Source organism: Propioniciclava coleopterorum, assembly GCF_011393335.1.
Lineage (GTDB): Bacteria > Actinomycetota > Actinomycetes > Propionibacteriales > Propionibacteriaceae > Propioniciclava > Propioniciclava coleopterorum.
Map to the genome: position 1 here is coordinate 1,545,731 of NZ_CP049865.1, position 25,257 is coordinate 1,570,987.

At 70.2% G+C, this 25,257-nt stretch carries 20 protein-coding genes, 1 tRNA gene and 2 pseudogenes; 12 read left to right on the plus strand and 11 right to left on the minus strand.

Going from position 1 to position 25,257, the window contains the following annotated elements:
- Positions 1 to 39 precede the first annotated feature (39 nt).
- The 3 genes from G7070_RS07465 to G7070_RS07475 all read right to left on the minus strand — a co-directional run bounded on the left by G7070_RS07465 (position 40) and on the right by G7070_RS07475 (position 3,151).
- Complete coding sequence (locus G7070_RS07465) at positions 40 to 1,005, minus strand: ParB/RepB/Spo0J family partition protein (protein WP_166233221.1); 966 nt, start codon at positions 1,003 to 1,005, stop codon at positions 40 to 42.
- Between the two features lie 33 nt (positions 1,006 to 1,038).
- Positions 1,039 to 1,902, minus strand: coding sequence for a ParA family protein (locus G7070_RS07470; protein ID WP_166235086.1), 864 nt, complete (start codon positions 1,900 to 1,902; stop codon positions 1,039 to 1,041).
- Between the two features lie 664 nt (positions 1,903 to 2,566).
- The gene (locus G7070_RS07475; RefSeq protein ID WP_206080011.1) at positions 2,567 to 3,151 is read right to left on the minus strand and encodes a TetR/AcrR family transcriptional regulator; all 585 of its coding nucleotides are present in this window, start codon (positions 3,149 to 3,151) and stop codon (positions 2,567 to 2,569) included.
- 54 nt (positions 3,152 to 3,205) lie between these two features.
- Between G7070_RS07475 and G7070_RS07480 the strand changes: the two genes are divergently transcribed.
- A complete protein-coding gene (locus G7070_RS07480) occupies positions 3,206 to 4,228 on the plus strand; it encodes an FAD-dependent oxidoreductase (protein WP_166233222.1) in 1,023 nt (340 codons plus the stop codon).
- 64 nt (positions 4,229 to 4,292) lie between these two features.
- On the opposite strand, the pseudogene rsmG reads toward G7070_RS07480, so the two are convergent.
- The 5 genes and pseudogenes from rsmG to rpmH all read right to left on the minus strand — a co-directional run bounded on the left by rsmG (position 4,293) and on the right by rpmH (position 7,461).
- A pseudogene (rsmG, locus tag G7070_RS07485) lies at positions 4,293 to 4,933 on the minus strand (16S rRNA (guanine(527)-N(7))-methyltransferase RsmG).
- A 4-nt stretch (positions 4,934 to 4,937) separates the two neighbouring features.
- Positions 4,938 to 5,618: a Jag family protein gene (locus G7070_RS07490; RefSeq protein ID WP_166233223.1), complete on the minus strand. Its 681-nt coding sequence runs from the start codon at positions 5,616 to 5,618 to the stop codon at positions 4,938 to 4,940.
- Between the two features lie 28 nt (positions 5,619 to 5,646).
- Positions 5,647 to 6,966 carry a membrane protein insertase YidC gene (gene yidC, locus G7070_RS07495; protein WP_166233224.1) on the minus strand — a complete coding sequence of 440 codons (1,320 nt, stop codon included), beginning with the start codon at positions 6,964 to 6,966 and terminating at the stop codon, positions 5,647 to 5,649.
- Positions 6,963 to 7,304: a ribonuclease P protein component gene (gene rnpA, locus G7070_RS07500; protein ID WP_166233225.1), complete on the minus strand. Its 342-nt coding sequence runs from the start codon at positions 7,302 to 7,304 to the stop codon at positions 6,963 to 6,965. Before rnpA ends, yidC begins: the two co-directional genes overlap by 4 nt.
- A 19-nt stretch (positions 7,305 to 7,323) precedes the next feature.
- Positions 7,324 to 7,461 (minus strand): 50S ribosomal protein L34, encoded by a 138-nt coding sequence (gene rpmH / locus G7070_RS07505; RefSeq protein WP_166233226.1) that lies wholly within the window; start codon positions 7,459 to 7,461, stop codon positions 7,324 to 7,326.
- Between the two features lie 323 nt (positions 7,462 to 7,784).
- Here rpmH and dnaA point away from each other — a divergent pair, with 323 nt between their 5' ends.
- Positions 7,785 to 9,167 (plus strand): chromosomal replication initiator protein DnaA, encoded by a 1,383-nt coding sequence (gene dnaA / locus G7070_RS07510; protein WP_166233227.1) that lies wholly within the window; start codon positions 7,785 to 7,787, stop codon positions 9,165 to 9,167.
- A 451-nt stretch (positions 9,168 to 9,618) separates the two neighbouring features.
- Here the strand turns inward: dnaA and G7070_RS07515 are convergent, their stop codons facing one another.
- Positions 9,619 to 10,068, minus strand: a complete 450-nt coding sequence (locus G7070_RS07515; RefSeq protein WP_166233228.1) for an Imm61 family immunity protein — start codon at positions 10,066 to 10,068, stop codon at positions 9,619 to 9,621.
- An 84-nt stretch (positions 10,069 to 10,152) separates the two neighbouring features.
- On the opposite strand from G7070_RS07515, the gene dnaN reads away from it, so the two are divergent.
- From dnaN to G7070_RS07530, 3 genes and pseudogenes are all read left to right on the plus strand, one after another.
- The gene (dnaN, locus tag G7070_RS07520; protein ID WP_206080013.1) at positions 10,153 to 11,313 is read left to right on the plus strand and encodes a DNA polymerase III subunit beta; all 1,161 of its coding nucleotides are present in this window, start codon (positions 10,153 to 10,155) and stop codon (positions 11,311 to 11,313) included.
- Between the two features lie 7 nt (positions 11,314 to 11,320).
- Positions 11,321 to 12,685, plus strand: a pseudogene (locus G7070_RS07525) (DNA replication/repair protein RecF); the annotation flags it as partial.
- 190 nt (positions 12,686 to 12,875) lie between these two features.
- Entirely contained in the window at positions 12,876 to 13,433 is a 558-nt protein-coding gene (locus tag G7070_RS07530) for a DciA family protein (RefSeq protein WP_166233231.1), read from the plus strand.
- A gap of 5 nt (positions 13,434 to 13,438) precedes the next feature.
- Here the strand turns inward: G7070_RS07530 and G7070_RS07535 are convergent, their stop codons facing one another.
- Entirely contained in the window at positions 13,439 to 14,323 is an 885-nt protein-coding gene (locus tag G7070_RS07535; RefSeq protein ID WP_166233232.1) for a VOC family protein, read from the minus strand.
- A gap of 366 nt (positions 14,324 to 14,689) precedes the next feature.
- Here G7070_RS07535 and gyrB point away from each other — a divergent pair, with 366 nt between their 5' ends.
- The 3 genes from gyrB (at position 14,690) to G7070_RS07550 (ending at position 20,082) form a co-directional block, all read left to right on the plus strand.
- Positions 14,690 to 16,750, plus strand: a complete 2,061-nt coding sequence (gene gyrB / locus G7070_RS07540; protein WP_206080014.1) for a DNA topoisomerase (ATP-hydrolyzing) subunit B — start codon at positions 14,690 to 14,692, stop codon at positions 16,748 to 16,750.
- 220 nt (positions 16,751 to 16,970) lie between these two features.
- The gene (gene gyrA, locus G7070_RS07545; RefSeq protein ID WP_166235090.1) at positions 16,971 to 19,619 is read left to right on the plus strand and encodes a DNA gyrase subunit A; all 2,649 of its coding nucleotides are present in this window, start codon (positions 16,971 to 16,973) and stop codon (positions 19,617 to 19,619) included.
- Positions 19,612 to 20,082, plus strand: coding sequence for a DUF3566 domain-containing protein (locus tag G7070_RS07550; RefSeq protein ID WP_166233234.1), 471 nt, complete (start codon positions 19,612 to 19,614; stop codon positions 20,080 to 20,082). Before gyrA ends, G7070_RS07550 begins: the two co-directional genes overlap by 8 nt.
- A gap of 315 nt (positions 20,083 to 20,397) precedes the next feature.
- On the opposite strand, the gene G7070_RS07555 is transcribed toward G7070_RS07550, so the two are convergent.
- Positions 20,398 to 21,048, minus strand: a complete 651-nt coding sequence (locus G7070_RS07555; RefSeq protein WP_166233235.1) for an HAD hydrolase-like protein — start codon at positions 21,046 to 21,048, stop codon at positions 20,398 to 20,400.
- A gap of 123 nt (positions 21,049 to 21,171) precedes the next feature.
- Between G7070_RS07555 and G7070_RS07560 the strand changes: the two genes are divergently transcribed.
- From G7070_RS07560 to G7070_RS07575, 4 genes are all read left to right on the plus strand, one after another.
- Positions 21,172 to 21,248: transfer RNA gene (locus G7070_RS07560), tRNA-Ile, on the plus strand.
- Between the two features lie 175 nt (positions 21,249 to 21,423).
- Positions 21,424 to 21,714, plus strand: coding sequence for a hypothetical protein (locus G7070_RS07565; protein WP_166233236.1), 291 nt, complete (start codon positions 21,424 to 21,426; stop codon positions 21,712 to 21,714).
- Positions 21,711 to 23,156 (plus strand): hypothetical protein, encoded by a 1,446-nt coding sequence (locus G7070_RS07570; protein ID WP_166233237.1) that lies wholly within the window; start codon positions 21,711 to 21,713, stop codon positions 23,154 to 23,156. Before G7070_RS07565 ends, G7070_RS07570 begins: the two co-directional genes overlap by 4 nt.
- A gap of 86 nt (positions 23,157 to 23,242) precedes the next feature.
- Positions 23,243 to 25,252 (plus strand): hypothetical protein, encoded by a 2,010-nt coding sequence (locus G7070_RS07575; RefSeq protein WP_166233238.1) that lies wholly within the window; start codon positions 23,243 to 23,245, stop codon positions 25,250 to 25,252.
- Positions 25,253 to 25,257 lie beyond the last annotated feature (5 nt).

Consider the following 25,257-nt stretch of genomic DNA (forward strand, 5'->3'; position numbering starts at 1 on the left):
AGCCAAGAAGGAGCTTGACCGACCTATGGGTTTGTCGATTTATTCCTCTGTCGCTACTCCCTGGCGGAGCACCACCAGGATCCGGTCGAGGTCCTCTTCGCCGGCGAACTCGATCGTGATCTTGCCGCGGCTCTTGCCGATCTGGACGTTCACCCTGGTGTCCAGGCTGTCGGTCAGCGCCTGCGTGAGTGCGGACGCCCGCGGCGACGGCGCACGCGTGACCGTCCGGCGGGCGCGGGGCGTGCCATCGCGCTGCCCGAGCGCGATGATCTCCTCCACGGTCCGCACGCTCAGCCCCTCGGCGACGATCCGCTGGGCCAGGCGCTCCTGCTCGACCGGGTCCCCCACCATCAGAAGCGCCCGGGCGTGGCCCGCTGACAGGACACCGGCCGCCACACGCCGCTGCACGGGCGCCGGGAGGCGCAACAGCCGGATGGTGTTGGAGATCTGCGGGCGCGAGCGCTTGATCCGGGTGGCGAGTTCCTCCTGCGTGCAGCCGAAGTCGTCGAGCATCTGCTGATAGGCGGCCGCCTCCTCCAGGGGGTTGAGCTGCACCCGGTGGAGGTTCTCCAGGAGGGCGTCCCGCAGCAGGTCGTGGTCGGCGGTCTCCCGCACGATCGCCGGGATGACGTCCCGCCCCGCGGCCCTGGTCGCGCGCAGACGCCGCTCCCCCATCACCAGTTCGTAGCCCTCGCCCAGGGGCCGGACGACGATGGGCTGCAGCAGGCCCACCTCCTTGATGGAGTCGACCAACTCGGCGAGGTCGTCCTCGTCGAAGATCTGCCGCGGCTGCTTGGGGTTGGTGGTGATGAGCGCCAGGGGGATCTCCGCGAATGCGGATCCCTCCGGCGCTGCCACCAGCGTCTGCGGCGGCTCAGGGCTTCTGCTCTCCGCGGTCGCGGCGGGCGCGGGATCCGGGGCCGATGCTGTGGTCTCCGGCCCGGTGGGGCGGATCAGGTCGCCCAGGCCCCGGCCCAGTCCGGTGCGCTGTCGTGGTGCTGGCATGGTGGTCTCCTCTGTGGTCGTGCGGCCGGCGGGTCAGATGGTGGGGGTCACGCCGCGTTCGGCGATCTCCCCCGCCGCCTTCACGTAGGCCTGTGCGCCCACGGATGCGTACTGGTAGGTCAGGACGGTCTGCCCGAAGGACGGCGCTTCCGCGACGCGGACCGACCGCGGGATCACCGTTTCGAGCGTCTCGCGGGCGAAGTGGCGCCGAACCTCGTCGGCCACCTGCGACGCGAGCTTGGTCCGGCCATCGAACATGGTCAGGATGACGGTCGAGAGCATGAGCCCGTCGTTGAGTCGGCCCTTCACCAGGTCGATGGTCCTCAGGAGCTGCGTCACGCCTTCGAGCGCGTAGTACTCGCACTGGATGGGGATCAGAATCTCGTGGGCGGCCACGAGGGCGTTCAGGGTAAGCAGTCCCAGCGACGGCGGGCAGTCGATGAGGACGTAGTCGACGTAGTAGTCGTCGAAGAAGGCGTCCAGGGCGGACCTGAGGCGTGTTTCACGTGAAACGGCCGCCACGAGGCCGATCTCCGCGCCGGCGAGGTCGATGGTCGCGGGCAAGACCCAAAGACCCGGCACCTCCGGGCATCGCGCGACGGCATCAATCAGCGGCAGTTGATCCACAAGGACCTCGTAGGTGCCGACCGTGCCCTCGTCGTGCGGCACGTTGAGGGCCGTGGAGGCGTTGCCCTGGGGATCCACGTCGATCAGTAGGACGCGGAGCCCGCCTTGGGCGAGGCCCGCGGCGATATTGACAGCCGTGGTGGTCTTTCCCACCCCGCCCTTCTGATTCGCCACGACCATGATGCGTGGGGCATCCGGCTGGGGGAGCGACGGCGTTTCACGTGAAACATCCGCCAGGTCGTCCGGACGCTCCAGCGGTGGCAGGTCCATCGACGACGGCTCCGTCGCGCTCACATCGCTGCTTGTCGGGTCCACACGGCCTCCTTGTCGAACGAGCCCGCTCAGGATATCGCTCCGTCCGACCCGACACACATCCGCCTTCCCGGGCGTGCCACATATCTCGACCCTCCACAGCCGGCCCGGCGCTCCCGGCCCCCGTCACGCACATCCACCCAAGTACGGCGGTCGTCCTGCCCGCACCGGGGGAGCGCAAGAGGATGGCCCTTGCGCTCCCGGGGGAGGACGTCGGCTCCACACGGTTCCACAGGGGAGCGGGCCTGGCACTGCCAGCCACCCGCAGCGGTTCCGTCTCCACCCGGCTCGGAGCTGCGGGCCAGTTGGCGCAGCGAGCACACGTCTCGTTCACCTACGCCGTGGCTGGTCGGACCGCCCCACAGCCGCCGTCGTCCGCGGGCACCCGTCCTCCCGTAGGTCAGGGCGAAGCGTGCCGCCATCGAGAGCAGCGATAAGACGACGCTCGCCGAGACGTTAGATTGTTTTACGTGTATATAGCGTTGTCGACATACCGTTATATGACTTTGACGGCGTGCGACCGGCACGTCGGTGCGGGGAGTTGTCATGGGCGGGATCGAGCCCTGGCCGACGGCGATCAGGTCCCGTGCAGGGGAGTCGAGGGCGCCCTGACGGCGACCAGTCACCGCGGGGCCGTCGAAGCCTCCATGGACGCGAGCAGGGAGCGGAGCGTCGCATGGTCGTCGGGGGAGGCCTCGCTGCCGGTCAACCGGTGCAGGATCATCCCCTCGACGGTCGCCATCACCGTGGCGGCCGCGCGCGGACGCAGTTCCCCCTGCGAGGCGACTCCGAGCGCCGCGCCCAGCAGCGCTGAGCCCAGGGCCGTCAGGTCCTCGCGTCCGGCCAGCACGAGACCGCCGAGCCGCTCGTCGTCCGCGAGTTCCACGAACATCGCGTACCGCGCGCGCGTCAGCGCGCGGTTCACCGTGACCGAGCGCTCCACGTAGCGGAGCATCATCGTGGCGAGATCGTCGACCGAACGCGGGTCGGCGCCCCCCAACGCGCGAACGCTCTCCTTGTCGCGCTCCACGAGGCGCCCCAGCGTGCCCTCCAGCAGCGCCCGGCGCGTCCGGAAATGGTTCGAGGTGGTCCCCAGCGGGACGCCCGCCTCGGCGTCCACGCGGCGGTGCGTCAGCGCGCGCATGCCGTCGCGGCCGATCAGCACCAACGCGGCATCCACGACCCGCTCGCGTCGATCGCTCACCATGGGACAACACTACATCAGTAGTGTTCTTCACTACACCAGTAGTAGTCTCGCCGCATGAAGGCACAGAGTGCAGCCGTGATCGGCGGCGGGATCGGCGGGCTGACTACGGCCAACACCCTGGTGCGCGCCGGGTGGCACGTCACGGTGTACGAGCGTTCCCCGGGGCTTCCCGCCACCGGGACGGCGCTCGGGCTGTGGCTGCCTGCCCGTCGGGCGCTCGCGCGGATCGGCGTCGAGCAGGCCCTCGCCGCCATCGGCGTGGAGCAGCGCGCCGGGGAGATCCGTCGTTGGGACGGCACTGTGCTGGGCCGCGCCGGCTCGGGTCGTGCCGCCGTCCTGCTGATCTCCCGCCCGGAGCTCACCAGGGTGCTCGCCGAGGCGCTTCCCCCGGGCGTCCTCCGCCTGGGAGAGCCCGCTCCGCCGCTCGCCGACCTCGCTGAGCACGACGTGATCATCGGGGCGGACGGCATAGGGAGCCGGACGCGAGCATCGCTGTTCGGCGAACGGTCAGCCCCGCGATCGCTCCGGATGACCGCCTGGCGGGGCTGGGTTCCCGGGGAAGCCGCCACGACGTCGGAGTCGTGGGGGCCGGGGGCGCTGTTCGGCATCACGCCGCGCGACGGCGGGCTGACCAACTGGTTCGCCGCCGTCCGAACGCCCGCCGCCGCGGACCCCTCCCTGGAGGCCCTCAGAACCCGCTACCGGGGCTGGCATCCCGCGGTCCAGGACGTCCTGCGCCGTGTGGACGAGGAGTCCATGCTGGTGCACGAGCTTCTCGAGACCCCGCGGCTGCCCGCCTACGTCCGGGGTCGCGTGGCGCTGCTGGGGGACGCCGCCCACGCCATGTCGCCCAACCTGGGGCGTGGCGCCTGCGAGGCGATCGTCGACGCGGTCGTCCTCGGTGAGGAGTTGGCCCGCCACCCCGTCCCGCTGGCGCTCCGGCGCTACGACCGCAGGCGGCGCCTGCCCGACACCGCGATCGCCCGCGCCTCGCGGGTGATGGGTCGGGTCGCGACGGCCACCTCGGGCACAGGGCTGCGGGACGCCGCCCTCGGGATCACGATGCGGCTGGCCTGACGCCGCCCCAGGAGACCAAGATCCTCCGCGGACGCGAGCGGGATCACCCTCGTGTGGGCTCAGCTCAGTCCGCGATCCGGTGGCAGATGACCAGCCAGGTAGGGTCGGCGTCCGGGTAGGCGCGCTCGTCCCGGACCTCGGCGACGAGCCCGCGCTTGCGCAGGGCGCCGCGGGCCTCCTCGACCTCCTGCTCGGCCGAGGATCCCTTGAGCGCGACGATCCGGCCCTCGGGCGCCATCAGCGGTTCGCACCACTGCACGAGTCGGGGGAGTGCGGCCACGGCGCGGGACGTCACGACGTCGTAGCTGCCGTGGTGCACGAGCGGATCCCTGTCCGAGGCCTCCGCGGCGCGGCCGCGGATCACGGTCACGCGGTCGGAGAGCGCCAGTTCCTCCACCACGCCGCCGAGGAAGGTGGCGCGGCGCTGCAGCGGTTCGAGCAGCGTCACGCGCAGGTCGGGTCGGGCCAGGGCGAGCGGGATGCCCGGCAGGCCGGCGCCGCTGCCCACGTCGACGACCGTGGCGTCGGCCGGCACCTGCGGCGAGACGGCCAGGCTGTTGAGGACGTGCCGCTCCCAGACGCGCTCCACCTCGCGGGGGCCGATCAGGCCCCACTCCGCCCCCGCGTGGCGAGCAGCTCGGCGTAGGCCTCGGCGCGGCCGAGGTCCTCACCGAACAGCGCGCCCGCGATGGGCGGGGTCTCCACGGCGTCAGCCCTTGGGCAGCACGACGACGCGCCGGCGGGGCTCCTCGCCCTCGGACTCGCTGGAGAGCCCGGCGGCGGCGACCGCGTCGTGAACGATCTTGCGCTGGTAGGGGTTCATGGGGGAGAGCCGGACCGGCTCGCCGGTGCTCTCCACCTCGGAGATGGCGTCGGCGGCCAGGTCCTGCAGCGAACGGCGCTGCTTGTCCCGGTAGCCCGCGATGTCGAGCATCAGGCGGCTGCGGTGACCGGTCTCGGTCATCACGGCCAGGCGCGCGAGCTCCTGCAGGGCGTCCAGCACCTCACCGTCCTTGCCGACGAGCACCTCCGAATCGGTGATCACCGAGACGTGCGCCCGGCCCGACTCGTTGAAGGTGTCGATGTCGCCGTCCAGATCCGCGATGTCGAGGAGCTCCTCGAGGTAGTCCGCGGCGATCTCGCCCTCGTTGTTGAGGGACTCCTCGCGCTTGCTGACCCGGGGCGCGGAGCCTTCGGCCGGCTCCTCCTCGTCGCCCTCCGCAGCCTCGGCTGCCTGCTCCGAGCGCTCACCGTCGGTGGCCTCGGCCTCGGTGCCCTCGGCGTGGGGGACCTCGACCTCGGCGTCCGACGATGCGGCCTCGGCGGCCTCGACCTCGGTCACCTCGACGTCGGCGTCGACCTGCGATGCGGTCTGCACATCCTCACTCATGGTTGTCACTTCCTCGTGGGGGCCAGCCCTACTGGCCGGGCCGTGCCTGCTTGCGGTTGGCGCGCGATCCCTTGTTCGGCTGCTGCCGCTGGATCCGCTGCTTCCCCGACTCATTCGTGGGCGCGGACGCGCCCGGCTGGTCGGTGCTCGTGGACTCCTTCGACGTCGTCGAGGAGGTGTTCTGGCGGGCCACCTTGGTGGGATCGCCGGCGACGGCGGGGCCCTTCTTGCGGCGCATCTTCGCGCGGCGCTCGGCCATGATCTTGTCGGGATCCTTGCCCTTGGCGCGCGTGCGCTCCTCCCAGTCGATGAACGCGGGCGTGCCGGGCGTGGGGTTGTTGTGGATCAGGATGTACTGCTGGCCCAGCGTCCACAGGTTCGAGGCGAGCCAGTAGATCATGACGCCGATGGGGAAGTTCACGCCGGTGAACAGGTAGATGGCCGGGAAGATGTAGAGCATCATCTTCTGCTGCTGCGCCATCGGGCCGGTCAGCGCCTCGGGCGGCATGTTCTTGCGGAGCAACTGCAGCTGCGTGATGAACAGCGTCGCCGTCATGCCGATGATGAGGACCACCGCGACGAAGAACGTCGAGTTGAAGTTGGTGAGGCCGTTCACGGCCAGCGTCGCCGAGATCTCCGCGCCGAAGATCTGCGCGTGCTGCAGCGAGCTGGCCAGGTGCGGGGCCTGCTCGAAGAAGTAGCCCTTGGGCTGGCCGTGCGCCGCGCCGTTCAGCACGTAGAACAGGCCCAGGAAGATCGGCATCTGGATCAGCAGAGGCAGGCAGGAGGCGGCCGGGTTGACGCCCTCCTCCTGGTACAGCTTCATGACCTCTTGGCCGTACTTCTCGCGGTCGTTGCCGTACTTCTCCTGCAGGGCGCGCGTCTTCGGCGCGACCAGCTGCATCTGGCGCGAGCTGTTGATCTGCTTCACGAAGAGCGGGATCATCAGCATCCGGACCACGATGGTCAGGGAGACGATCGACAGCGCCCACGTCCACCCCGAGTCGGGATGCAGGATGTGGCTGTACAGCCAGTGGAAGCCGACCAGGATGCCCGACATCGCGGCGTAGATCGGCTGCATGATCGTGTCGAGAAAACCGAGGATCCCGTCAAACACGGTGCACCTTCTGAACGTCAGTGGTCGGCACGGGGTCGAAGCCCCCTGCGACCAGGGATGGCAGCGCACGAGGCGCCTCATGGTGAGCCAGGTGCCCTTGATGGCCCCGTGTCGCTGGACGGCTTCCAGCGAGTAGGCCGAACACGTGGGGTAGTACTTGCACACGTCCCCGTACAACGGGCTGATCACCGCGCGGTAGGCCTTGAGCAGGCCGATCAGGACGTACTTCATGCCGCCACGCCGAGCTTGCCGAGCGCGGAGTCCCACGCGGCGGCGAAGTCCGGCCCGAGGCGTCCGGACGCGGCGGCCGGCAGGGCCCGCACCACGACGGCGACGGGTTGCGGGGTGTGCGGCAGCCGCGCGGCGACGAGGTGCCTCAGCTGCCGCTTCACCCTGTTGCGGGTGACGGCGTCGCCGACGGCCTTGGAGACGACGAAGCCCGCCCTGGACGGCGGGTCATCGGTGCGGCGCGCGTGGACCACCAGGGTGTGCCGGCCCGCCCGGACACCATCGCGCACCACGGAACGGAACTCGTCCGAGGTGCGCAATCTGTGTTCGGGAGGCAGCACCGCTGCGGTGGGTTCGGCGTCAGCCGGCGAGGCGGACGCGGCCCTTGCGACGGCGCGCGGCCAGGATGGCGCGGCCGGCGCGGGTGCGCATGCGCAGGCGGAAACCATGGGTGCGGCTGCGACGCCGGTTGCTCGGCTGGAAAGTGCGCTTGCTCACGCCTGTTCTCCCTCATGATCACGGTTGGATCGGATCGACTGTGCCCACGGTGGACACAGGCATCGTCGAGGCGACGACTACCCAACGATACGCGGCGACGTCCGATTCGGGCAAACCGGAGCCGCCGAACGGGACAAGTCGAGGCGACACGCCGAGCGGGGGTGGAATCCGCCGGCATCATTTGCCGGGCCCTGTGGACACGGACTACCGTGGCACCCCAACAGCACATGCGGATCCGCCTTTCGCGCGGACGCGCGCTTGTCCACACCTGTGGACGACGGTTGTGGACACATATCCCTCGGGGGATTGAGGAGAGATTTTCGATGGCCGACGACGCTCTCGCCTCAGCGTGGGATCACGTCATCACCTCGGCTCCGACCCCGGTGAAGGTGTGGGTCAAGGCGGCACAGCCGCTGGCCCTGCACGAGTCCACCCTCCTGGTCGCCGTGCCCAACGACTTCAGCCGTGAGCGCATCGCCTCGCGCAACCGCGCGCTCATCGAGGACGCGCTGTCCAGCTTCTACGGCCGGCCCATCCACATCGCGGTCAGCGTCGACGCGTCGCTGGAGCCCGACGAGAACGACGCCGACACCGCCGAACCCGAGCTTCCCCTCGACGTCGCCTCGCACGGGCTGGGGGCCTCGCAGGTCGCGCCGTCGAGCCTGAACGGCGACCGGCTCAACCCCAAGTACACGTTCGAGAACTTCGTCATCGGCAGCTCGAACCGGTTCGCGCACGCCGCGGCCGTCGCCGTCGCCGAGGCCCCGGGCAAGTCGTACAACCCGCTGATGATCTACGGCCCCTCGGGGCTGGGCAAGACCCACCTGCTGCACGGCATCGGCCACTACGTGCGGCAGTACTTCCCCCAGGTGCGCGTGAAGTACGTCTCGACCGAGGAACTCACCAACGACTTCATCAACGCGATCTCGGAGAACCGCACCGTCGAGTTCCGCCGCACCTACCGCGACATCGACGTCCTGCTGATCGACGACATCCAGTTCCTGGAGAGCAAGATCCAGACCCAGGAGGAGTTCTTCCACACCTTCAACACCCTCCACAACGCGCAGAAGCAGATCGTGATGACCTCCGATCGCCCGCCGAAGGCGCTGGAGGCGCTCGAGCCGCGGCTGCGGAGCCGGTTCGAGTGGGGCCTGCTGACCGACATCCAGCCGCCCGACCTCGAGACGCGGATCGCGATCCTGCGCAAGAAGGCCGCCGCCGAGCACCTCATGGCCACGCCCGAGGTGCTGGAGTTCATCGGCGGCAAGATCGCCACGAACATCCGCGAACTGGAGGGCGCGCTGATCCGGGTGACGGCGTTCGCGTCGCTGAACCATCAGCCGGTCGACCTGCGCCTGGCCGAGGAGGTGCTGCGCGATCTGATCCCCGAGGGGGTCGAGGCGCAGATCACGCCGCCGCTGATCATGAGCCAGACGGCCAACTACTTCAACATCACCATCGACGACCTGTGCGGCCCCGCCCGCACGCACGTCCTGGTGACCGCGCGGCAGATCGCGATGTACCTGTGCCGCGAGCTGACCGACTTCTCGCTGCCGGCGATCGGACGCCTCTTCGGCGGCCGCGACCACACCACGGTCATGCACGCCAACAAGAAGATCCGCCAGCTGATGGCCGAGCGCCGCACGATCTACAACCAGGTCACCGAGCTCACGAACCGGATCAAGCAGGCCGCCTCGGCCCACTAGCCGCCCCGCCGCGCGGCAGCCTCGTCGACGGTGCCCGCTGCTTCGCTCCACCCCTGCGTCGCCGCATCCCCACAGCGACTCGACTGACCTGTGCCGCAGCCGCGTGTTCATCGACCGGTCACCCCGCCGACGCCGGGTTGGCCGGGACGCCGGCGTCCGTTCACCGCGTCCTGGCCGACGCGTCACCCACCGTTGGCCGGCCGCCGAGTTCTCCCCAGATCGCCTGTGGACAACACCGTCGTTCTGTGGACATCAAGACAGTCCCGCCGCTCACCCACAGATCCTCCCCGTGTAGTTTCGAGTTCTCCACACGATCGCCGAGGCCGAAACGCCGAGCCGACAGGCGCATTCGAGCGCTGTCCACGAGATCCACAGCCGTGATGATGACAAGGAGTAGTTACACATCTCCTTCTCTCCTAAGTCTGGCGGTGGGTACATGTGGGCAACAGGCTCACGGACGCGTCAGGCACACCGACGACAGCGTCGGCAGGTCGAAGTGCCGGGCGTGGGCGAACAAGCGGGCGTCCGGTGCGATCGCGAAGCTCGCCCGATCCGGGACGCCGACCAGCTCGGTGCCGGCGGGGCCGCGTTGCGCGGTGACGCCGACGGGGTAGCCCTCCGGATGCCACTCACCCCGGCCCTGATCGGAGCGCCAGACGGCGGCGAACTGCACCAGCAGGAAGCGGTGCGCGTCCGCCAGGGCGGCGAACCGGGCCCGCGTGACCTCCGTGCCGCGCGACCAGCGCACCACCGCGTAACCGCCCGCCTCGTCGGCGCGGAGCGACCACTCGACCTCCAGGTCGCCCCAGCCGAGCAGCGCGGGCGCGGGGCTGCGGCGCACCATCGCGACGCGGCGGGCCCACGTCTCGATGAGTTCGGCGGCGAACGACGAATCGGGCACGGCCCCTCCCCCGTGATGCTGGCGGCTGCGCGCCGTCGGTCTGGATATGATCGGACAGCAGCCAACCACGACCTGGGAGCATCAGTGAAGATTCGAGTCGAGCGCGACGTTCTGGCCGACGCCGTCCAATGGGTAGCCCGCAGCTTGCCGAACCGCCCCAGCGTCCCGATCCTCGCGGGTCTCCGCCTCGAGGCGGCGGGTGGCGACGTGGTGCTGTCGACGTTCGACTACGAGACGTCCGCGAAGGTCACCATCCCGGCCGACGTGAAGGACGAGGGCGTCGCGCTGGTCTCGGGCCGGCTGCTCGCCGACATCGCCCGCAGCCTGCCGGCCAAGCCGGTCGACCTGACCTCCGACGACACCAAGCTGGAGATCACCTGCGGCAGCGCCCGCTTCACGCTGCAGCTGCTGCCCGTGGCCGAGTACCCCGACCTGCCCTCGATGCCGGCGTCCACCGGCACCATCACGCCGGACATGTTCGCCCAGGCCGTCTCCCAGGTCGTCGTGGCGGCCGGACGCGACGAGCTGCTGCCCGTGTTCACCGGCGTCCGGCTCGAGATCGAGGGCGACACGCTGTCGCTGCTCGCGACCGACCGCTACCGGATGGCGCTGAAGGAACTCCCGTGGAACCCCGCCAAGCGCACCGACGACGCCGCCGCCCTGGTGCCCGCGCGCGTGCTGTCGGAGTCGTCGAAGTCCATGACGGCCGGCGAGAAGATCTCGCTGTCGCTGGCCGGCGGCGACGCCGGTGACGGGCTGATCGGCTTCGAGGGCGAGGGCAACAACGGCGTCCGCCAGATCACCACGCGCCTGCTGGACGGCGAGTTCCCCAAGGTGCGCCACCTCATGAACGTCCAGCCGGCGGTCACCGTCCGGGCGAACACGTCCGAGGTCGTCGCGGCGGTGAAGCGCGTCGCGCTGGTCGCCGAGCGCAACACGTCGCTGCGCATGATGATCGCCGAGGACCACATCACCTTCGAGGCCGCGACGGGCGACCAGGCCCAGGCCGTCGAGGCCGTCGAGGCGACCGTGGTGGACGAGACCGGCAACGGCCTGGCCATGAACGCGGCCGGGTTCAACCCGCACTACCTGCTGGACGCCCTCAACGCGCTCGACACCCCGTACGTGAACTTCGGCTTCACCGCGCCCGGCAAGCCCTGCCTGCTGACGCCGCTGGTCGAGATCGACGGCGAGCCGTCGACCGACTACAAGCACGTCATCATGCTCATGCGCCTGCCGCAGTGAGCGGGGCGTGTTCGTCACCCACCTCAGCCTGGCCGACTTCCGGTCCTGGCCGTTCGCCGAACTGGAGTTCGGGCCCGGCGTCACGACGCTGACCGGACGCAACGGCCAGGGCAAGACCAACCTCGTCGAGGCCGTGGAGTACCTCGCCACGCTGGGGTCGCACCGCGTCGCCTCGGACGCCCCGCTGATCCGGTTCGGGTCGCCGCGGGCGATCGTCCGGGCGCGGGTGCAGGCCGGCCTGGACGACCCGCGCGCGCTGGCGCTCGAGATCGAGCTCAACGCCGGCAAGGCCAACCGCGCGTCGCTGAACCGGGGCCCGCTCAAGCGGCCCCGCGACCTGCTCGGGGCGCTGCGGGTCGTGCTGTTCGCCCCCGACGACCTGGCGCTGGTGAAGGGTGACCCGTCGGATCGTCGGCGGTTCATCGACGAGCTCGTCACGCAGCGGTGGCCCCGGATGGCGGGGGTCCGCGCCGACTACGACCGCGTCCTGCGGCAGCGTTCGGCGCTGCTGAAGTCGCTGGGCGGCCGCCGCGGACCGGTCGGCGGAGACGTGGCGTCGACCCTCGACGTGTGGGACGAGCAGCTCGCGCGCCTCGGCGGGGAACTCCTGCACGCGCGGCTGCAGACCCTGGTCGACCTGGCCGAGCCGGTCGCCGAGGCCTACCTCGCCATCGCCCCCACCAACAACGTCGCCCGGGTCGCGTACCGGTCCAGCTCGCTGGGCCTGGATCCGCAACCCGGCGAGGGGCTGCCCATGGTGTCCGCACCGGGGGCGACCCACTCGATGGCATCCGAGGCGCCTGACGCGATGGCGTCTGACCCGATGGCTTCTGGCCTGGAGGGGCTCGAGCCGACGGCGTCTGACCCGATGGCGTCCGAGCGGCCGGCGTCCGACGGCACGGCATCCGGGTCGGCGACCGAGGCGTCGGCTCGTGGGGCGGAGCGCACGCGTCCCGCGGCCCGCGGCTCCGTGCTGGACGCCTCGCCCGACGACCTGGCGGCGGTGCTGCGGGAGCGCATGCTCGCCCGCCGGCAGGAGGAGATCGCCCGCGGCGTCACGCTCGTGGGGCCGCACCGCGACGATCTCGTGCTGTCGCTGGGGCCGTTGCCCGCCAAGGGGTACGCCTCGCACGGGGAGTCGTGGTCGTTCGCGCTGGCGCTGCGGCTGGGCGCCTACGCGATGCTGCGCGCCGACGGGGTCGAGCCCGTTCTGGTCCTGGACGACGTCTTCGCCGAGCTGGACGAGGTGCGGCGGGCGCGGCTGGCCGAGCGGATCGCCGGCGCGGAGCAGGTGCTGATCACGGCCGCGGTCGCCTCCGACGTCCCGGAGTCGCTGGCCGGGCGCCGCTACGGCATCGCCGACGGCGCGGTCACGCTGCTGGACCCGGGCGCCGCGGCCGCGCAGACTGACAACGTGACACCAGCCCCGTCGCCGGCCCCACCGAGCGGCGGACGCGGCGCGCAGACTGAAGATGCGACCGCTGGCCCGGCGCCCGCCCCACGGAGCGGCGAGGGCGGCGAGGGCGGCGCGCAGGACGAGCAGGAGGGGGAGGCGAGCCCGGATGGGGACCGACCCGACTGACCCGCGCGCTCCCGGGACGCCCGGGGAGGGCGACGAAGGCTTCGAGGAGGTCGCCTTCGAGCCGACCGGGCTCGACCTGGCCCGGCAGATCGCCGAAGCGGCCGGACGCGCGGTCCCGGTGCAGCAGCCGCGGAAGAAGAAGCCGCGCGCGCGGCGTCCGGGACGCCAGGGCGATGCCGGCCGGGGCGACCCGATGCCGCTGGGGGACGCGCTGGAGCGCGTCATCTCGGAGCGGGGCTGGTCCGCCGAGGTGAACGTGCACCTGCTGATGGGGCGGTGGGCCGAGCTGGTCGGCCCGATGGTGGCCGAGCACAGCGCGCCCGAGGCGTACGCCGACCGGGTGCTCGTGGTGCGCACGAGTTCGACGGCGTGGGCGTCCCAGCTGCGCCTGATGGCGCCCCAACTGCTCGCCAAGATGAACGCGTCGCTGGGCGACGGGACGATCAAGCGCGTCCAGATCATCGGGCCGCGGGCCCCGAGCTGGAAGCACGGCCCCCGCTCCGTGCAGGGGCGAGGGCCGCGCGACACCTACGGCTGAGCCGCTCAGGCGCTGAGCCGCACCAGGTTGCCCCACGGATCGTCGAGCTCGACCGCGGACGAGGCGTCGGTCCGCACCTGGACGCCGCGGGCGCGTGCCCGGGCCGTCAGGTCGGCGACGTCGGCGTCCGTGGGCAGCACGACGTCGACGCGTCCCAGGCCCATTCCCGGCGTCCGGAGCCCGACGCCCTCGGACTGCCAGGTGTTCATCGCCATGTGGTGGTGGTAGCCGCCCGCGGACACGAACAGGGCGCCCGGTAGCTCGGCGGTCACGTCGAAGCCGAGCGTGTCGACGTAGAAGTCCAACGCCTGGGCGGTGTCGCCCACCTTGAGGTGCACGTGGCCGACCGTGGTGCCGGCGGGCAGCGCCGCGCGGGCGCCGGGGTCGGTCTCCACGAAGTCGCGGGCCTGCGGGGTGAGGTGGTCGCGCAGGAAGCCGTTCGGGTCGATGTAGAGGGTGTCCATCCGGACGCGGCCGTCGACCCACGTCCACTGGTCGCGCGGCCGGTCGTGGTAGAGCTCGACGCCGTTGCCCTCGGGGTCGTCGAGGTAGAAGGCCTCGGAGACGAGGTGGTCGCCCGAGCCGGTGAACAGCTCGGGGCGGGCCAGCGCGAAGGACGCCAGCGTGGTCGCGAGCGCGCCGGGGGAGTCGTGCAGGATCGCGGTGTGGAACAGCCCGGCCGTCCGGCGCTCGCCGCGGGGCAGGTCGGGGCGGTGCCGCAGCGTGACCAGCACGTCGGAGCCGCGGCCCAGGTCGACCTGGTCGCCGCGCTCGGCGATCTGGTCCAGCAGCAGGACGTCGCGGTAGAAGGCGGTCATGGCGTCCAGGTCGGCCACGTCGAGGGCGACGCCGCCCATGCGGGTCGCCTCGGGCAGGGTGCTCGTGCTCATGTCACTCCAAACAGTTGATACGTCAACCATATTCCCCGAGGTGGGCTCGCGCCAGCCCCGACGCCCGTTCCGGCGGCGGGCACAACGGCGTGAGGGAGCGGTTACCGGCGGGGGCGCAGGGACGCCGTGGGCGCGCTGCAACCCCCCGGAGCCGTACCCGGGGTCGGATCACGGGGGGCGGAGACGCCCAATCGGCCTGCAAACGCGTGTGAGCGGCACTTCCGCGGCGCGACACCCCCCGCATTCGCGGTGGTCAAGTCGTGGTTTGCCCCCCGCCTCGGGTAGAATGGAGGGGTTGAGTGGTCGCCGCCCCCGCACCCCCGGTTCGCGGTGCGGCGTCCGTGTGCCAAGGGAGAAGAGAGCGCCTTGACGGCAGAGAACAGCACCGCGCACCGGACGGCCGGTTCGGCCACGACCGCGGTCGAAGAGGGCAGGTACGACGCCTCGGCCATCACCGTCCTGGAGGGCCTGGAGGCCGTCCGTAAGCGGCCCGGCATGTACATCGGATCCACCGGCGAACGCGGCCTGCACCACCTGGTGTATGAGATCGTCGACAACTCCGTCGACGAGGCGCTGGCGGGCTACGCCGACACCATCACGGTCACGCTCCTGCCCGACGACGGCGTCCGCGTCACCGACAACGGCCGCGGCTTCCCCGTCGACCTGCATCCCAAGGAGAAGATCCCGGCGGTCACGCTGGCGCTGACGGTGCTGCACGCCGGCGGCAAGTTCGGCACGGGCGGCTACAAGGTCTCCGGCGGCCTGCACGGCGTGGGCGCGTCCGTGGTCAACGCGCTGTCCGATCACCTCATCGTCGACGTCAACCGCGACGGCTACCACTGGCACCAGGCGTTCTCCCTCGGCGTCCCGGACGCCGACCTGCAGCGCCTCGACCCGCTCACCGACGAGGACGAGATCGGGACGACCGTGACGTTCTACGCCTCGCCCGACATCTTCGAGACCACGCACTACAACTGGCAGACGCTGGCCAACCGGTTCCGCGAGATGGCGTTCCTGAACAAGGGCCTGTCCATCACGCTCATCGACGAGCGTCCGGCCGGCTCCCCGAGCACCGAGGACGCCGAGAGCGGCCTGGACGAGTTCGTCGACGACACCGCCGACCACCCCGCTGAGATCACGTTCCGCTACGACGACGGCCTCATCGACTACGTGAAGTACCTCACGGGCAACAAGGAGGTCATCCACCCGACGGTCATCGCGATCGACGCCGAGTCGAAGGCCGACGAGCTGTCGCTCGAGGTCGCGATGCAGTGGAACAGCTCCTTCACCGAGGGCGTCCACACCTTCGCCAACACGATCAACACCCACGAGGGCGGCACCCACGAGGAGGGCTTCCGCGCCGCGCTGACCAACACCGTGAACCGGTGGGGCGAGACGTGGGGGATGATCAAGAAGAAGGAGGATCGTCCCTCCGGCGACGACATCCGCGAGGGGCTCACGGCGATCATCTCGGTCAAGCTGGGCAACCCGCAGTTCGAGGGCCAGACCAAGACCAAGCTGGGCAACACCGAGGCCAAGAGCTTCGTGCAGAAGGTCGTCAACGACCTGCTGGGCGACTGGTTCGAGAAGAACCCCGCCGAGGGCAAGGACATCATCCGCAAGTCCCAGGCCGCCGCGACCGCCCGGCTGGCCGCGCGCAAGGCCCGCGACATGGCCCGCAACCGCAAGGGGCTGCTCGGCTCGACGTCGCTGCCGGGCAAGCTGGCCGACTGCAGCTCCCGCAACCCCGTCGAGTGCGAGGTGTTCATCGTCGAGGGTGACTCCGCCGGAGGCTCGGCCAAGGGCGGACGCGACCCGCGCACGCAGGCGATCCTGCCGATCCGCGGCAAGATCCTGAACGTCGAGAAGGCGCGCCTGGACCGCATCCTGGCCAACAAGGAGGTCGAGGCGATCTTCAACGCGCTCGGCACCGGGTTCTCCGACGAGTTCGACATCGAGCGCCTGCGCTACTACAAGATCGTCCTGATGGCGGACGCCGACGTCGACGGCGCGCACATCCGGACGCTGCTGCTGACGCTGCTGTTCCGGTTCCTGCGTCCGCTGATCTCGGCCGGTCACGTCTACCTGGCTCAGCCGCCGCTGTTCCGGCTGCGCTGGACGAACGCGCCGCACCAGCTCGCCTACTCCGACGAGCAGCGCGACGAACTGCGCGACGTCGGCCTCGCCGAGGGCAAGAAGCTGCCGCAGGTCAACCCGATCCAGCGCTACAAGGGCCTGGGCGAGATGGACGCCGAGGACCTGTGGAACACCACCATGGATCCCGCGCAGCGCACGCTCGCGCAGGTGACCCTCGAGGACGCCGCGGCGGCGTCCGACATGTTCAGCATCCTGATGGGCGAAGACGTCGAGCAGCGCCGGAGCTTCATCCAGCGCAACGCCAAGGACGTCCGGTTCCTCGACATCTGACATCGGTCAGAGACGACACAGTGGTTAGGAAGACGACACAGTGAGCGACACGCCCAACGAACCGCCCATGGACGACGCGGACCTCCCCGTCAGCCCGGACTCGCCGCCGGACCTGCCCGAGTCGGTGAGCCACGAGATCGACAAGGACAACGCCTTCGCGCCCGACGCCGGCGAGTCGCCGGTGGCGCAGGTGGCGGCCGACAAGGCGCACCTCGCGCACATGACCGGGCGCGTCGAGGAGATCGACCTCAACGAGGAGATCCAGAAGTCCTACCTGGACTACGCGATGAGCGTCATCGTCGGCCGGGCGCTGCCCGACGTCCGCGACGGCCTCAAGCCGGTGCACCGCCGCGTCATCTACACGATGTACGACGGCGGCTACCGCCCCGACCGCGGCTGGAACAAGTGCTCGCGCGTCGTCGGCGACGTCATGGGTAAGTACCACCCGCACGGCGACACCGCGATCTACGACACCCTGGTGCGCCTGGCGCAGCCGTGGGTGATGCGGCACAAGCTCGTCGACGGCCAGGGCAACTTCGGCTCGCCCGGCAACGACGGCGCCGCCGCCATGCGGTACACCGAGTGCAAGATGAACCCGCTGGCCATGGAGATGGTCCGCGACATCGACCAGAACACCGTCGACTTCCAGCCGAACTACGACAACAAGGACACCGAGCCGGTCGTCCTGCCGGCGCGGTTCCCGAACCTGCTCGTCAACGGCTCCACCGGCATCGCGGTCGGCATGGCGACGAACATCCCGCCGCACAACCTGCGCGAGGTCAACGACGCCGTGCAGTGGATGCTGGACAACCCCGAGGCGTCCAAGGAGGAGATCCTCGAGGCGTGCATGGCGCGCATCAAGGGTCCGGACTTCCCCAACGGCGCGCTGATCGCCGGCCGCAAGGGCATCGAGGACGCCTACCGCACCGGCCGCGGCCTGGTGACGATGCGCGCGGTGATCGAGGTCGAGGAGGACGCCAAGGGGCGCACCTCGCTGGTGATCACGCAGCTGCCGCACATGTGCAACCCGGACAACCTGGCGACCAAGATCGCCGAGCTGGTGAACTCGGGGCGCCTGACCGGCATCGCCGACATCCGCGACGACAGCTCGGCGCGCACCGGGCAGCGCTTGGTGATCGTGCTCAAGCGCGACGCCCAGCCGCGCGTCGTGATGAACAACCTGTACAAGCACACGCCGCTGCAGGACACGTTCGGCTGCAACATGCTGGCCCTGGTCGACGAGGTGCCGCGCACGCTGCGCCTGGACCAGTTCCTGGGCTACTGGCTGCGCCACCAGATGCAGGTCATCGAGCGCCGGACGCAGTTCCGCCTCGACGACCTGGAGAAGAAGGCGCACCTGGACCGTGGGCTGGTCAAGGCGCTCAACATGCTCGACGAGGTCATCGCGCTGATCCGCGCGTCCCGCACCGTCGACCTGGCGCGCGACGGGCTGAAGGAGCTGCTCGACGTCGATGACGAGCAGGCGATGTACATCCTCAACGTGCAGCTGCGCCGTCTCGCGGCGATGGAGATCCAGGCGATCATCGACCGCCTGGCCGCCATGGAGCTGCAGATCGCCGACCTGAAGGACATCCTGGCCAAGCCCGAGCGGCGCCGCGCCATCATCGGCGAGGAGATGCAGGAGATCACCGACCGGTTCGGCGAGGAGCGGCGCACCCAGATCGTCGCCGCCGACGGCGACATGGCCGACGAGGACTTCATCCCCGACGAGGACATGGTCGTCACCATCACCTACGGCGGCTACGTCAAGCGGACCCGCTCGGACCAGTACCGGCTCCAGAAGCGCGGCGGCAAGGGCGTGCGCGGGGCGTCCCTGCGCAGTGACGACGAGGTGCAGCACCTGTTCACCACCACCAGCCACCACTGGCTGCTGTTCTTCACCAACTTCGGCCGGGTGTACCGGGCCAAGGTCTGGCAGCTGCCCGAGTCGTCGCGGGACGCCAAGGGCGGCCACGTCGCCGGCCTGATGAGCTTCCTGCCCGAGGAGAAGATCGCCGGCGTCCTGACCATCCGGTCCTACGCCGACAAGCCGTACCTGCTGCTCGCGACGAAGAAGGGCCTGGTCAAGAAGACCGACCTGAGCGCCTACGACAGCTCGCGGCAGGCCGGCCTGATCGCGATCAACTTCCGCGACGAGGACGACGAGCTGATCGGGGCCGGCGTCGCGTCGGCGTCCGACGACCTGCTGCTGATCTCGAAGAAGGGCCAGGCCATCCGGTTCCCGGCTTCGGACGAGCAGCTGCGTCCGATGGGGCGGGCGACGTCCGGCGTGACGGGCATGAAGTTCCGCGCCGGCGACGAACTGCTGAGCATGTCCGTGATCGACGCCGACATGCCCGAGGACGACCGCTTCGTGTTCACCGTGACCGACGGTGGGTTCGCCAAGCGGACGGCCGTGAGCGAGTACCGCATGCAGGGCCGCGGCGGCCTGGGCATCAAGGCCATGAAGCTCAACGAGGACCGCGGGTCCCTGGTGGGCGGCCTGGTCGTCAGCGAGACCGACGAGGTCATCGCGATCAAGCAGTCCGGTCAGGTGATCCGCTCGTCCGTGCAGGACGTGCCGTCGAAGGGCCGCGACACCATGGGCGTGAAGTTCGTGGGGCTGTCCAACGGTGATTCCGTCACCGTGATCGCGCTCTACCCCGAGACCGCGGTGCTGGCCGAGGCCGCCGCCGAGGGTGAGGTCGTCGAGGGCTCGGTCGTGGGGGACGTCGTGGGCGACGTCGTGGAGGGGGAGGTCGTGGAAGCGTCCGACTCATCCGAGGGTGTGACGCCGATCGACGCCGAAGCGGCTACCGTTGACCCAGTCGTCAGCGAGGGCGACGATGAGGAGGACAGCGGTGACTGACACCCAGCAGCGCACCACGTCGGGCTTGACCCTGGCGCCCGCCAAGCAGGCGTCGGCGTCCGAGCCGGATGGTCGCGTGCGCCCCAGCACCCGGACGCGGCGGGCCCGCCTGCGCATCTCGCGCGTGGACCCGTGGTCGGTGATGAAGACCTCGTTCCTGTTCTCGATCGCGCTGGGGATCATGATGTCCGTCGCGGTGTACATCGTGTGGACCCTGATGGGCGCCTCGGGCATGTTCGAGGCGATCAACCAGGCGCTCACGATGCTGTTGTCCTCTGACCAGGACCAGACCAGCGTCCGGTTGGAGGACTTCGTCAACACCAACAAGGTGATGGGGTTCACCGCGCTGTTCGCCGTGATCAACGTGGTGATCCTGACCGCGCTGGGCACGATCTTCGCGTTCCTCTACAACCTCTCCGCCAACATCCTCGGCGGCCTGGAGCTCACGCTCGCCGAGGACTGATACTCGCGCACGAAGGCCGGCCCCCTCTGGGGGCCGGCCTTTCTGCTGTCTGGGCGCCGACCCGCGAGCCGCGGTGGGTGTCCGGCTCGCTCAGGCGGGACTCGGACTGCGATCCCCGCTCGGTGACTCCGTCTTGGTCAACGCCGGGCCCGGGTTTGGAGCTCTGCGGCCTGCGCCCTGTCGTTCTGGTGCCCCGAGACGCGCCGTTGGGGAGTCGAACCCCTTGTCGTGACTCGGCGGTGCGGCACTGGTGGCACCAGAACGACACGCGTCGGCGTTGGTCGCCTTCGCTGCGCGCGGCCGGTGTCGGGTCGCTCAGGCGGCGAGTTCGGCGAGGAAGCCGCCCAGCTGGGTGGGGTTGTGGGCGATCGCCGCGGCGTCCCGCCCCTCGGCGAGAGGGCCGTACCCCCAGGTCACGAAGACGCTGCGCAGCCCCTGGTCAGTGGCGCCCTTCACGTCGTGCAGGCGGTCGCCGACCATGATCGCGCCCTCGGCGTCCACTCCCTGGTCCTTGAGCAGGCCGAGCGCCCGCCCGATCACCCAGCCCTTGCCGGCGTTCTCCTCGGTGATGTCGGCGCCGGCGATCGCCGCGAAGTAGCCGGCGATGCCCTTGGCCTCGGCGATGCGGGCCGCGAGGTCCTCGCGCTTGGAGGTGGCCACGGCGAGCGTCCAGCCGTCCTCGGTGAGGTGCCTCAGCAGGTCCTCGATGCCGGGGTACAGCGGCGCCTGGGTCATGGTCTCGACGTAGATGCCGCGGTAGGTGTCGCGGAACTCCACGGCACGGTCCACCGGGACCCCGAGCACCTGGGTGATCCCGGTGAGCAGCGGGGGACCGACGAACCCCTTGAGGGCCTGGTCGTCCGGGACGGGGAAGCCGAGCCGTGTCAGGGCCTCCTTGGCCGCGCCGATCACGGTCGGGCCGCTGTCCACGAGGGTGCCGTCGAAGTCGAAGAGTGCCACGCGCATGCGTCCACCCTAGGCGGACGCCGTTCGGTCCCCACGGCGAGCCCACCACGCAGCCGCCGGGAGGTCGGATTTTGAGGGTGGGGCTCCGAGGCGGTAACGTTCTGCTCTGCGTCCAGCACGCGCGGGCCTATAGCTCAGACGGTTAGAGCGCCGCCCTGATAAGGCGGAGGTCACTGGTTCAAGTCCAGTTAGGCCCACCACGAAAAACCCCCTCCCACTAGGGCAGGGGGTTTTTTCGTTCCTCAGCGGGGAACTCATGGGGAACTTTGAGGCGCTTGTTCCGCTCCCCTCGAGACCTCATGTCCTGCCCGGTGTCCGCCAACACCCCTCCTCGGCACTTCTGGTTGGCGAGAGCTACTGGAGGGACGGGGCGTCGTGGATGAGTCGTGGGCGCTGGGTTTGGCGTTGGGTCATGTGCGGAGCGCGGTGGCCGCGTTCGTGGCGGCAGAGGATCCGTCCGGGGAGTCGTTGTTCCTGGCGGCGGAATGCCTCGAGTTGGAGGGGTTGCTCGCCGATCTGCGTGTTGAGCCCGCGCTGGTCGATCCTGGCGTGGACGCGATCGCCTCGTTGGACGCGGCGTCCGAGGCATTGGTCGCGGCGCGGCCGGTGGTTCCGCTGGCGCTGTGGGCCGGTCTGCAGGCGGTGCGGGCGAGGGCCGCCCGATGACCACCACGGTCGGGATGCTGCTGGACGACGTCCACACCCGCGCCTGGGACCTGTGTGCGGAACTCGAGGACCGGCGTGCCGAGAATCGCTACGGCGAGCGCGGCCTGGAGGTTCTGGCGGTATGGCCCAGGTTGGCGACCGCAGCTCTCCGCGTCCTGGACGCGGTGCCACTGGAACCGGCATGGCTGGACGACATGGGGTCCGTCCGGTTGGTGTTGGGCCAAGTCGGGCGAGGGGTGCTCGAGGCCACGGCCGACAACGGTTCCGCAGCAGCGTCCCTGAAGCCCGATCCAGCGGTGGGCGAGCTGGCGCTCCGATTGGGGCTGATCGCGGACCTGCTGGTTGGCGAGAAACCGGCGCGCACCGATGTGGACCGGGCTGCTCTGGAGGGCTTACAGGCCAACGTCGTCTCGATCGTTCACGCCGTGGCCACGGTGTCCCTGCCACTCCTGCAGGACCGGGACCATCTGCAGGCGCCTCGATCGGTGCTGGCTGCTGTCAAGGCCCGCACGGAACGGTTCGCGATGATCCCCGCCGAACGACGGAGCGGCCGATACGAGGACGTGGGCGCGGTCACGTCGAAGTCGTTGGACGCTGCGATCTCGACCTGGGTGCACGCCACGGTAGACATCCTGAGCTCGCGCCGGGGGGTGAGCCAGGCGGCCCTCCAGGTCGCCGCGGGTGACGCCTTGATCCTCACCGCGACGGCAGGAACGGTCTGCGCGGCGGCCCGCCGGCTAGGACTTGTGGACGCAGACCGGGCAGCCGTGGCCACCTCGGCGCTGGGAGCGGCGCACGCCGCTTGGCGGCGGCCGGCAGCGTGGCCGGAAACGGTCCGACTGGAGGGAGTCCGTGACCCCGAACATGTCCACGCGTCGCGTCAGCTCCGGAAGCTGGTCACCGACAACCTGCGCCAGGGGCGGGACTGGTTGCCGCCCGAGCGCATGGCTGACCGGTTCGACATGGGGCTACTACTGGGCACGATGCGCCGCGGCGTTCATGGGGTAGGAAACGTGGCGTTGGCCCACTTCCAAGCTCTCGACACGCTGGTGCGTGGACGCGGCCGACTGTGGATCGCTGCATCCGCAGTCACCCAAGCGGCTTACCGCGGGCCAACGACCATTGAGGCCGCTCTCCGTCACGGTTGGGTCCAGATGCCGCTAGGCGAGCCCGCCGGTCGTGCACTCCATGCCGACGCGAAACACGCCCTCGACATGACCACGATGGCCCTTGCTGCTCTGGACCGCACCGCAGCCTCTGTCACCACCCGTCAGTCCGACGGTGGGCTGCGGTGGGACCGCGCCCGGATCGTGGCAGTCGAGACGACGGACCAGCCCGTCCTGTTCGAGACCGTTCGTTCCTCGCCCTTGGCCGGCTTCCGGGCCGAACAGCGGAACCCGATCCAGCTCGGCGGCCGTCCCGCGCCGGGACCGCGACGGTGACCCCTGCCATCCCCCCGCCGCGCAGCGACGCTCCGCGCGGGGAGGTCGACGCTTGGGTGTTGACTGGTCGGATCAGCCCGCGACGCGTGGTGCGCTCCGCAGGGGTGGATGGCGATGGTCAGCCGCTCAACAGCTACCCGCTGGTCCATCCCATCGCAGGGGCACGACCCCGGACGCCGTGGGCCGTGCACCTCGCCGACGCGACCGGTCGCTATCGACTGTTGTGCGTCGATTTGGACGCTAACGGTTCGTCCGAGGCCGCCGCCGCGGACGCCACTCAGTTCGGCGAGCTGGTGTCCGAACTGGGGATCGAGCACCTGGTGTGCGCGTCCGGACCCACGGGCGGCCGGCACGTGTGGATCGGACTGCGCGACGCACTGGACGCCGAGGCGGTCCGCGCCCTGGCGTACCTGCTGAAGGCCTGGCTGCCCTCCCTCGATGTCGCACCGCTGACCAACCCGACTTCGGGATGCGCGCGCCCCCCGGGTGCACCGCATCGCCTCGGGGGTAACTCGCAAGTGATCGCCGGATCGGTGGCGGTGCTCACCGAACCCACCGTCACCACAGGCCAGATCCACGCGCTGATGAGCCGGGTCGCCGACCACGTCCATGCAGTCGAGCCGGCGACCCAGCCGACGCGATCCCGTCCCGTTGCGGTGGTGGACGGAATGCCGTTCCTGCCCGGGACCAAGCGGGCCCTCTCAGCGTCCTGCCGAGGGCTGCTGGAGGCGACCCCGACCGGAGACCTGTCAACCGTGCTGTGGCGGGTGCTCTGCGGCGCAGCGGCGGCCCGCTGGCGGTTCAGGGACGTCTTGGCGCTCGCCGACGCGCCAGGGCTCGAGCACGCCCGCACCCTCCGCGCGGGGGCAACCCGGATGCCACGCCCGACACGCGGGCCAGCGTCCCCAACGGCGATGCTGCGCCGCCAGTGGACCCGCGCCGTCCAGGCAGTCGCCCAACTCGGCCCCGGCCAAGCCATTGAGGGCACCGATAAGGGCTTCGACACCCGCGCTGAGGTCGTCACAGAACTCGTCCGCACCGTGCAGCGTCGAGCGGACGCCACTGCCGGTCGGTGGGGCCGCTCCCGAGCGTGCCACGCGCAGCGGCGCGTCCTGGATGCGCTGTGCCTGTTCCACCTCCAAGGCGTCCGTCCCGACGAGGTCGAGGCCGACATCCGCCGCCTGGCAATGACCTGCGGCCTCGACCGCGAGACCGCCCGGCGATCCCTGCTCGCGCTGACGACCGACGGCTGGATCACCCGAACCCAGTCCGCCGCCGGGCGCCGCGGTGCTCGCTGGTCCATCGACCCGGGCGGCGCCGTCCACAGCCGCATCAGCGAGCTGCTGTCACAAGCGGACCCGCGCCCCGCTGGCACCGGCTCCGCCCTGCGCTCCGCGCTCCTCAACCAGCTCGCGGACCGGCTGAACGACAACGCACACGATGCCTTCGCCACCAACGGTGGCCTGGGCCCCGACGCCGGCACCCTCTACGGACGCTTGAGGGAACCGATGGACGCCGCGGAGTGCTCCTACCTTCTGGGGTGGTCAATCGACAAGACGACCATCATGCTTGATCGGTTGAATTCGGTCGGCCTGGTTGAGTGGCGCGAGCGATGCTGGCGGCGCGTTGACACCGCGCAGATTGACCAAGTCGCGATCGCCCTGGGAACCAACGGAGTAGGGCAGCGACGAGCCGACCTCTACGCCGTCGAGCGGACCCTGTGGGCTTGGTGGTGCACCGAAGTCGAGCAGCTGCGCACGGTGCGGTCTCAGCGTGGCTCCCAACGCGTCCGACAAGCGCGTTCATGGCCTCCCCACCCCCGACGTCACAACGGACGAGCTGACTTTGCGGCCGCTCGACGGACGCTTCGCCGCCGACCAGAAACGCTAGTGGGACTGGTGTCACTCCGTGGGACGCCCGAAGCCGCACCGATTTCGCGGCCTACATTCGGGGCACTGTCCCCCAGGACGACGCTCAACAGAACAGGACCAGGGCTCCCTGGCCGAGTCACCCCCGGCTCGAGTGAACGAAGTCGTTCAAAGAATTTTGCCCCGGGGTGTCCGCCAACGGCCCTCCTCCTTACTTCTGGTAGGTGAAGGAG